Raw genomic sequence first — 5,598 nt, forward strand, 5'->3', positions numbered from 1 at the left:
GGGCTGCGCAGCAGCCCCAGGTTTTTGCGGTTGCTGCGCAACCGAGCGGGAGCAAGCTCCCTCGCCACAATAGGTCTGTGTTGGCCTACCGCCGCGTCAACAACACCCCGGATTCCATGTGATGGGTCCAAGGGAATTGATCGAACAACGCACAGCGCGTGATGCGGTGGGTGTCGTTCAGTTGCGCGATGTTCGCGGCGAGGGTTTCCGGGTTGCAGGAAATGTAGAGGATATTGTCGAAGCGTCGGGTCAGTTCGCAGGTGTCCGGGTCCATGCCGGCGCGAGGTGGGTCGACGAAGACGCTGCCGAATTCGTAGCTTTTCAGGTCGATACCCTGCAAGCGGCGGAATGGGCGGACTTCGTTCAAGGCTTCGGTCAGTTCCTCGGCGGACAGCCGTACCAACGTGACGTTATCCACAGCGTTTTCGCTGAGGTTGTTCAGCGCGGCGTTGACCGAGGTCTTGCTGATTTCAGTGGCGAGCACTTTGCGCACGCGGGTGGCCAGGGGCAACGTGAAGTTGCCGTTGCCGCAGTAAAGCTCCAGCAGATCGTCGCTGCGATCGCCCAAGGCTTCATAAGCCCAGTTGAGCATTTTCTGGTTCACCGTGCCGTTGGGCTGGGTGAAGGCACCTTCGGGCTGGCGATAGCTGAAGGTACGGCCGCCCACCTCAAGTTCTTCCACCACATAATCGTGGCCGATCACTTCCCGCTTGCCTTTGGAGCGTCCGATGATACTGACGCCCAGGTCGGTCGCAAGTTTTGACGCCGCGGCGTGCCAGTGTTCATCCAGCGGGCGGTGGTAGCACAGGGTGATCATCGCGTCGCCGGCCAGGGTGGTCAGGAATTCCACCTGGAACAGCTTGTGGCTCAAGGGTGCGCTGGCCTGCCAGGCAGCCTTGAGCTGCGGCATCAATTGGTTGATGCGCAGGCTGGCGATGGGAAACTCTTCGATCAGGATCGGCGTGCGCTTGTCGTCCTGGGAGAACATCGCATAGTGGCGTTCGCCGGCTTCGCGCCACAGGCGGAATTCGGCGCGCAGGCGGAAGTTCTGCAAGGGCGAGTCGAATACCTCGGGCTCGGGTGCATTGAACGGAGCCAGCAAGTCACGCAAGCGCGTGACCTTGTCCTGCAACTGGGCGGCGTAGGCCTGGGAATCAAAAGTCATGCGTTGAACCAACCCAACTTGATAACGAACAGGATCGACAGGATGACCAGCGCCGGGTTCAGCTCACGGCCACGGCCGGACACCAGTTTGATGGCGGTCCAGGCGATGAAGCCGAAGGCGATGCCATTGGCGATGGAGTAGGTGAACGGCATTGCCAGCGCCGTGATCACCACCGGGGCGGCGACGGTGATGTCGTCCCAGTCGATTTCGGCCAGGCCGGAGGTCATCAACACGGCCACAAACAACAGGGCCGGCGCGGTGGCGAAGGCGGGGACGCTGGCGGCCAGTGGCGAGAAGAACAGCGCCAGCAGGAACAGGATCGCCACGACGATGGCGGTCAGGCCGGTGCGTCCGCCGGCGCTGACGCCTGCCGCCGACTCGATGTAGCTGGTGGTCGTCGAGGTGCCCAGCAGCGAACCGGCCATGGCAGCGGTGCTGTCGGCGATCAGCGCGCGGCCCATCTTCGGCATGTGGCCGTCCTTGCCCATCAGCCCGGCGCGCTTGGCGACGCCGATCAAAGTGCCGGAATTGTCGAACAGGTCGACGAAGAGGAAGGCGAAGATCACGCTCACCAGACCGATGTCCAGGGCGCCCTTGATGTCCAGTTGCAAAAACGTCGGGGCGAGGGAGGGCGGCGCGGAAATGATCCCGCCAAACGGCGTGAAGCCCATCACGATCGAGACGACGGTGACCGCCAGGATGCCGATCAGCACGGCGCCGCGCACTTTCAGTGCTTCCAGGGCGACGATGAGGACGAAGCCCAGGGTCGCGAGGATCGGCGCCGGTTGCTTCAGATCGCCGAGGCCGACCATGGTCGCCGGGTTTTTCACCACGATGCCGGCATTATTCAGGGCGATCAGCGCCAGGAACAGGCCGATCCCGGCGGCGATGGCCGAGCGCAGTGGCAGCGGGATGCTGTTGATGATCCATTCGCGAATGCGAAAGATCGACAGCAGGAAAAACAATACGGCGGAGACAAACACCGCACCCAGCGCCACTTGCCAGGTGTGGCCCATGTGCAGAACCACGGTGTAGGTGAAAAAGGCGTTCAGGCCCATGCCCGGGGCGAGGGCGATCGGGTAGTTGGCGATCAGGCCCATGACCGTCGAACCAATCGCCGCCGCCAGGCAGGTGGCGACAAATACCGCGCCCTTGTCCATGCCGGTTTCGCCGAGAATGCTCGGGTTGACGAACAGAATGTAGGCCATGGCCAGGAAGGTCGTGACGCCCGCCAGGATCTCGGTCCGCACGTTGGTGTTGTGTGCCTTGAGTTGAAACAGCCTTTCCAGCATGTCTGCTCCCCGTGGCGCGCGCGGCGCCGTGAATGTATCGACCTCAACAGCAAAGCACACGTCGCCAGGGGCGCCCGGGATTTTCTGCGGGTCGGAAAAAGCCGCGCATCATAGCAGCGCGGCGATGAGGCTGCGATCCTCGGTGTGCGTCGCAAAGTGTGCAGACGCAAAAGTTGGGCCATACTGCGCGCGATTCCGGGGAGGTCGGTATGTATCGCATGAAAAAATTCGCATGGGCCTGGGCGTTGAGCCTGGGGCTGCTCGGACCGGCGGCGCACGCCGCCTCGGCGCCACCGCTGAGCGAGGTCAAGGTGCTCAAGGTCGAATCGCCGACCTGTGGTTTCGAGGATATCGCTGCCGGGCAGGCGCAGACCCGTTGCAATCACAGCGGGCCGAATATCAAGGTCTACGTGCTGGAGGTCGGTTATGGCCGCCAGCCTCATGTCATGCTGGACGGCTTCGAAGTCGACGGCACCCGCTCGTCGGTGTGTGCGTTCGGCAATGGCAATCTCAATGACTGTTCGACCAGCACCAAGGTGGTCGGTTACCTGTACATCTTCGATCTGAAGGGTAAGCAGGAAGGCACTTTCAGCTTCAGCAATGTGTCGATCAACGCGCCGGGGAACCGGATGGTGACCGAGCTATACATCAAATGACCACGTCACGGGCCGCCTTCACCTGACACGGCCCGGCAAAGCTGGCTAGTCTTGAGGGAATCACCCAGCGGAGAGCGCCCATGATTCCTGGAACCAAGATCCCCCGAGCCCTGATTGCCGTGGCTGAAGGCGTCGACGATTTGCAGACGGTGACGCTGATCGATGTGTTGCGTCGTGCGCAGCTCGAAGTGGTGGTGGCGAGTATCGAGGGCCGCCGCATGCTCACCTGTGCGCGCGGCACGCGCCTGACCGCCGACGGCATGCTGGTGGATATGCTGGTCCAGGATTTCGACCTGATCGCCCTGCCGGGCGGCATTATTGGCGCGCAGCATCTGGCCGCCCACCAGCCTTTGCAGCAATTGGTCAGGGACCAGGCCGCCGCCGGGCGATTTTTTGCCGCCATCGCCGAAGCGCCGGCGCTGGTACTCCAGGCGTTCGGCGTGCTACGCCAGCGCCGCATGACCTGCCTGCCCGCCGTGAGCCAGCAGTTGTCCGGGTGCAGCTTCGTCGACCAACCGGTGGTGGTGGATGGCAACTGCATCACCGCCCAAGGCTCGGCCGCCGCCCTGATGTTCGCCCTGACGCTGGTGGAGCAACTCGCCGGCAAGGGTGTGAGGAGCGTGGTGGGGGCGGAGTTACAGGCCTGATCTTTCCTTAATCGAGAGTAGCCCTGTGGCGAGGGAGCTTGCTCCCGCTCGGCTGCGCAGCGGCCGCTGGCGTTTCGTCGCCCAATTGCCTTGAACGCTCACCCCACCTCGAAGTCGTACCCCTTATGACGGCGGTTTCCCAAAACGCCGCGAGTACGACCAACCGTGAGGTGTTCCATGAGCGCGACCTTGTCCGAAGCGACGCAGGCGTCCTTCGTCCGTCATCCGATACGTCTGACACTCAATGGCGCCGTGCGTGAGTTGCAGGTGCTGCCCTGGACCACGCTGCTGGACCTACTGCGCGAGCAACTGGACCTGGTAGGTAGCAAGAAGGGTTGCGACCACGGCCAATGTGGCGCCTGCACGGTGTTGCGTGATGGCAAGCGCATCAACGCCTGCCTGACCCTGGCGGTAATGTGCGACGGCGCCGAGCTGACCACCGTCGAGGGCTTGGCCAATGGCGATCAGCTGCATCCCATGCAGCGGGCGTTCATCAAGCATGACGCGTTCCAGTGCGGCTACTGCACGCCGGGACAGATCTGCTCGGCGGTGGGGCTGGCCAACGAAGGCCGGGCACAGACCACCGCTGAAATCAGCGAACTGATGAGCGGCAACCTCTGCCGATGCGGCGCCTATAACAATATTCGCGACGCCATCGAGGAAGCGCTTCCACTCTGCCAGCCAACGGAGGGCGAGCGATGAATCCCTTCAGCTACAGCAAGCCTGACACCGTGCAGGCGGCCGTCGAATTGTCCAGTGCGAACTCACGCTTCATCGCCGGCGGCACCAACCTGCTGGACCTGATGAAGGAAAACCTTAGCCGCCCCGAGCACCTGATCGATATCACCGGTCTGCCTTTGACGGACCTCAGCGAAACCCCCACGGGCGGGGTGATGATTGGCGCATTGGTGAGTAATGCCGATCTGGCCTGGCACCCGTGGATTCAACGGCGCTATCCGCTGCTCGCCCAAGCCATCCTGGCGGGCGCCTCGCCCCAGCTGCGCAATATGGCCAGCACCGGTGGCAACCTGCTGCAACGCACGCGCTGCTATTACTTTTATGACGCCTCCGTGCCGTGCAACAAACGGCGCCCAGGCAGCGGCTGCCCGGCCCGAAGCGGCCTGAACCGGATCCATGCGATTTTCGGCGCCAGTGACCAGTGCGTGGCGACGCATCCCTCGGACATGTGCGTGGCCCTGGCGGCGCTGGAGGCGGTCGTGCATGTGCTGGGACGGGGTGGGGCGCGGACTATCGAGTTCGCCGATTTTCACCGATTGCCCGGTGACGCTCCGGATCGGGACAATCAGTTGGCCGATGACGAACTGATCACCTATATCGAATTGCCGCCGGCGGGTTTTGCTGAACATAGCCACTACCTGAAGATTCGCGACCGGGCGTCCTACGCCTTTGCGCTGGTTTCGGTAGCGGCTGCGCTGGAGTTGGATGGGCCGGTGATTCGCCAGGCTCGGCTGGCCCTGGGCGGTGTGGCTCACAAACCGTGGCGCGACAAGGCCGTGGAAAACTGGCTGGTCGGCCAGGCTGTCAGCCGTGAAACTTTCACGGCGGCCGCCGATGCGTTGCTGCAGAACGCCGAACCGCTGGAGCACAACGGCTTCAAGGTCAAGTTGGCACGCCGAGCGATTGTCCGCGCCTTGAGCGACGCCGCACTGGTGGGAGGAACCACCCGATGAATGCACCGAGCAAAACCATAGGCCAGCCGCTTGACCGCGTCGACGGGCTCCTCAAGGTGACCGGTCGCGCCCGTTACGCCGGCGAATATCCGGAAGATGGCTTGTTGCACGGCAGTGTCGTGTCCAGCGCCATCGCCCGGGGGCGCG

The 5,598-nt window shown here is 63.1% G+C and carries 7 protein-coding genes; 5 read left to right on the forward strand and 2 right to left on the reverse strand.

The genetic code is table 11. From position 1 onward, the window contains the following. Positions 1-85: 85 nt before the first annotated feature. Both trmA and ACE04F_RS19200 read right to left on the reverse strand, forming a co-directional pair. Positions 86-1,165: a tRNA (uridine(54)-C5)-methyltransferase TrmA gene (gene trmA, locus ACE04F_RS19195; RefSeq protein ID WP_486109138.1), complete on the reverse strand. Its 1,080-nt coding sequence runs from the start codon at positions 1,163-1,165 to the stop codon at positions 86-88. Continuing rightward, positions 1,162-2,457, reverse strand: coding sequence for an NCS2 family permease (locus ACE04F_RS19200; protein ID WP_305498657.1), 1,296 nt, complete (start codon positions 2,455-2,457; stop codon positions 1,162-1,164). The genes trmA and ACE04F_RS19200 overlap by 4 nt, the downstream gene beginning before the upstream one ends. A 209-nt stretch (positions 2,458-2,666) precedes the next feature. Here ACE04F_RS19200 and ACE04F_RS19205 point away from each other — a divergent pair, with 209 nt between their 5' ends. From ACE04F_RS19205 to ACE04F_RS19225, 5 genes are all read left to right on the forward strand, one after another. After that, complete coding sequence (locus ACE04F_RS19205) at positions 2,667-3,113, forward strand: DUF4879 domain-containing protein (protein WP_486109140.1); 447 nt, start codon at positions 2,667-2,669, stop codon at positions 3,111-3,113. 80 nt (positions 3,114-3,193) lie between these two features. Continuing rightward, positions 3,194-3,760 (forward strand): DJ-1 family glyoxalase III, encoded by a 567-nt coding sequence (locus ACE04F_RS19210; RefSeq protein WP_486109142.1) that lies wholly within the window; start codon positions 3,194-3,196, stop codon positions 3,758-3,760. A gap of 177 nt (positions 3,761-3,937) precedes the next feature. Continuing rightward, entirely contained in the window at positions 3,938-4,462 is a 525-nt protein-coding gene (locus ACE04F_RS19215; protein WP_486109144.1) for a (2Fe-2S)-binding protein, read from the forward strand. Next, positions 4,459-5,451, forward strand: coding sequence for an FAD binding domain-containing protein (locus ACE04F_RS19220; protein WP_486109146.1), 993 nt, complete (start codon positions 4,459-4,461; stop codon positions 5,449-5,451). Before ACE04F_RS19215 ends, ACE04F_RS19220 begins: the two co-directional genes overlap by 4 nt. Further along, the coding region (locus ACE04F_RS19225; protein WP_486109235.1) for a hypothetical protein at positions 5,448-5,598 on the forward strand (151 nt) is incomplete at its 3' end. The genes ACE04F_RS19220 and ACE04F_RS19225, both read left to right, overlap by 4 nt.

The organism is Pseudomonas sp. AGC41, assembly GCF_057334555.1.